The sequence below is a fragment of the Marinospirillum sp. genome (genome assembly GCF_014859565.1).
Window position 1 is genome coordinate 1 of sequence record NZ_JACUUA010000318.1, and the last position, 3,189, is coordinate 3,189.

At 50.4% G+C, this 3,189-nt stretch carries 4 protein-coding genes and 1 pseudogene; 2 read left to right on the forward strand and 3 right to left on the reverse strand.

Features of this window, described 5'->3' with window-relative positions:
• Nucleotides 1-193: hypothetical protein (locus IBX50_RS18960; RefSeq protein WP_292257963.1), on the forward strand; the 193-nt coding region annotated here is incomplete at its 5' end.
• A gap of 47 nt (nt 194-240) precedes the next feature.
• On the opposite strand, the gene IBX50_RS18965 is transcribed toward IBX50_RS18960, so the two are convergent.
• Nucleotides 241-660, reverse strand: a complete 420-nt coding sequence (locus IBX50_RS18965) for a helix-turn-helix domain-containing protein (RefSeq protein WP_366930754.1) — start codon at nt 658-660, stop codon at nt 241-243.
• Between the two features lie 88 nt (nt 661-748).
• On the opposite strand from IBX50_RS18965, the gene IBX50_RS18970 reads away from it, so the two are divergent.
• Nucleotides 749-1,615, forward strand: coding sequence for an SDR family oxidoreductase (locus tag IBX50_RS18970; RefSeq protein WP_292257964.1), 867 nt, complete (start codon nt 749-751; stop codon nt 1,613-1,615).
• Nucleotides 1,616-1,652: 37 nt separating this feature from the next.
• Here IBX50_RS18970 and rho read toward each other — a convergent pair whose 3' ends face one another.
• Together rho and IBX50_RS18980 are read right to left on the reverse strand one after the other, a co-directional pair.
• Nucleotides 1,653-2,606: a transcription termination factor Rho gene (gene rho, locus IBX50_RS18975; RefSeq protein WP_292257965.1), complete on the reverse strand. Its 954-nt coding sequence runs from the start codon at nt 2,604-2,606 to the stop codon at nt 1,653-1,655.
• Between the two features lie 198 nt (nt 2,607-2,804).
• Nucleotides 2,805-3,189 (reverse strand): annotated as a pseudogene (locus IBX50_RS18980) (lysine decarboxylase); the annotation flags it as partial.

The window sequence follows — 3,189 nt, forward strand, 5'->3', positions numbered from 1 at the left end:
TCGTCAGCAAAGTGCTCTGGAGCACTGGCTTTTGAACAAAGGACTCTTGTTGCTCACTGCCAGCGCTGGAGATCAGCAGTCGTTATTGGCTGAAATCCATCACAAGGAACAACACCAACAACTGCCACTGGCATCCGTTGAACAGGCACCGAGGTTGATTCTGCAACATCTCAGAGAAGCAGGAATCATCTAAACAGCAGAACCGGGCAGGCACTACCCACCTGTCCGGTTGCCTTGTATTCAGCTCAGTTCCTCTTCTGCCCTGTAGTCCAGCACCCGCGTATAATTGATTTCAATCCAGTCAGCCAGCTGCTGTACTTGTACAGCAACCTCCTGCCCCATCTCGGTCAGACTGTATTCCACATGTGGTGGCACCACCGGGTAAGCCACTCGTTGTACAAAACCATCCTGCTCCAGATTCTGCAGGGTCTGCGCCAGCATTCTTTCACTGACACCACCAATTTTGCGGCGCAGCTCGCTAAAACGGTGTGTGCCCTGCAGCAATGCCACAAAAACCAGCACACCCCAGCGACTGGTCACATGGTTTAACACCTGCCGGGAAGGACAACGCTCAGCAAAAAGTTCACCCCGATCCATTCTTGCAGTCAAACGCTTGTTGTCCATATTTTCTGCCTGATCACCCGAGTCTATCTCAGTCATCATCACTTACCTTTTTGTACGTACTTACTTTTAATTAGCACTGATGCTAGTGTACCCGAGTCGTCCAAAAACATCAGGAGAAATATCAATGATTCTTGTCACCGGAGCATCAGGCCAACTGGGTCAACTGGTTATTCAACAACTGCTGACTGAAGTCAGCCAGGATCAAATCCTTGCCGGAGTTCGTGATCCCAGCAAGGCCGAACAGCTTGTTAAACTGGGTATTAGTGTCCGCCAAGTGGATTATGATCAACCGGCCACTCTCAACAAAGCTTTTGAGGGTGTCGAACGGCTGCTGTTGATCTCATCAAGCGCCATTGGTCAGCGGATTGACCAGCACCGTAATGTTATTGAAGCAGCCAGCAAGGCCGGTGTTCAGCTACTGGCTTATACCAGCCTGCTGCATGCTGATACCTCTCCGTTGGCACTGGCCGAAGAACACCGTGCTACTGAAGCCCTGTTGCAGGTATCTGGGCTGAATACACTGGTATTACGCAACGGCTGGTATACCGAAAACTATACCGGTGGACTTGCTGCCGCTCTGGCTCATGGCAAGTTGCTGGGATGTGCCGGTGAAGGTCGCATTGCTTCAGCCAGCCGTGCCGATTATGCCGCAGCAGCAGCCAAAGCCCTGACCGGTGAGTTACCACAAGGCAGCAGAACTTATGAGCTGGCTGGAGATACTGCTTACACCCTAGCCGAGCTGGCTACTGAAGTGAGTCGTCAGACAGGTCAAAACATCAGTTATCAGAATCTGTCTGAAGCAGACTATTGTGACGCATTGATTCAGGTAGGTTTGCCACCGGCTTTTGCCGGGCTGCTGGCCGACTCGGATACCGGTGCCGCCAAAGGGGGACTGTTTGATGACAGCCATCAGCTTAGCCAGTTGATCGGTCGCCCCACCACCTCACTGCAAGCAGCGGTTACCGAAGCTCTGAATGTAGTGGTTCAATGAGCACTGACTCGGCCAGGGTCAAGGTTCTTTCTAACCATTAGGTGGGTGAAAAAGCATCTAAAAGCTCGGCATTAGTTGGGTATTTCTTCAATAACTCAAGCAACTTCTGCGCGCCTGCTACCGGCTCAAGGGTTGTTAAAGTGCGACGAAATGCCCTTACTTTTTCTATATCTCTTGCATCAATCAAAAGCTCTTCCCGACGGGTGCTGCTTTTGGCAATATCGATCGCAGGGAAAATCCGTTGATTTGCCACTTCCCGGGATAACACAATTTCCATATTGCCCGTACCTTTGAACTCCTCGAAAATCACCTGATCCATACGGCTTCCCGTGTCCACCAGCACGGTGGCGAGAATGGTGAGCGACCCGCCGTTTTCGATCTTTCTCGCAGCACCAAACAGTTTTCGTGGTATTTCCATCGCTCGGCTATCCAGTCCACCCGACATGGTGCGACCATTGCCCCGCTGCTCGGCATTATGAACTCGCGAGAGTCGCGTAAGAGAATCAATCACAATCATCACATTGTGACCGTCACCTGCTTGCTTACGCGCCGTCTCAAGCAGCTTATCTGCCACCCTGGCATGTTGTGTGTAATTTTCGTCTGAAGACGATGCATGTACTTCTGCCGAAACACTGCGCTTAAAATCTGTCACTTCTTCAGGGCGCTCATCAATCAGCAAGGCATACAGCTTTATATCAGGATAAGCTGCTGCCACGGCCTGACAGATATGCTTTAACATCGTCGTTTTGCCAGAGCCTGGCGGTGCAACAATCAACCCGCGCTGACCCATCCCAATGGGCGTAATCAAATCCATCGCTCGCACAGTAGGCTGCCTGGAACCAGGCTCTAAATAAATGCGTGGGGAAGGATGAATAGCAACGCCATTTAAAAAACGTTTTTCAGGATCATTAGAGAATTGATCTTCAACTTCGTCGGCGAGCTTGGAATCTATGTCTCTTTTAGCCTTCAAACCTAGTATTTTTCTAGCCATAATATTAATGTATCGCCTTGAATAACCTGAATTTATAGTGCGTTGAACTTATAGAATACTGCATCATAGACCAGCCAACAGGCCGCAGCGTCAAAGCCTGACTATGAATACTGTGGAGTAGCGTAAAAAAAATACCCCATCAGGAAGTATGCCTGCTGGGGTTTTTCTGATTTTTTTGTGTCAGGAAAGAACCAAACCTCAGTCCTCTTTAACTACATCCACGTAGTAGCCTTCCACACCCTCCACCACTTCCCGCGCCAGGCCGTGTACATCGGTTTCAAAGCCGGGGAAGCGTTCATTGAAGTCACGTACAAACTTCAGGTAACGCACGATGGTGTTATTAAAACGCTCACCGGGAATCAACAATGGGATACCCGGCGGATAGGGTGTAACCAGAATGGCGGTGATGCGCCCTTCCAGATCATCAATCGGGCAGCGTTCCACCTGACGGTGTGCCATTTTTGCCCAGGCGTCCGCAGGCAGCATCGCCGGTTCAATCTTCGACAGGTACATATCGGTGGTGATGCGCGCCAGATTGTATTCCTTGTAGACCTGGTGGATGGCATTACACAGATCACGCAAG

Coding starts and splice junctions, on each gene's coding strand:
- IBX50_RS18970 (WP_292257964.1), top strand. CDS start 749: ATGATTCTTGTCACCGGAGCATCAGGCCAACTGGGTCAACTGGTTATT.
- IBX50_RS18965 (WP_366930754.1), bottom strand. CDS start 660: ATGACTGAGATAGACTCGGGTGATCAGGCAGAAAATATGGACAACAAG.
- rho (WP_292257965.1), bottom strand. CDS start 2,606: ATGGCTAGAAAAATACTAGGTTTGAAGGCTAAAAGAGACATAGATTCC.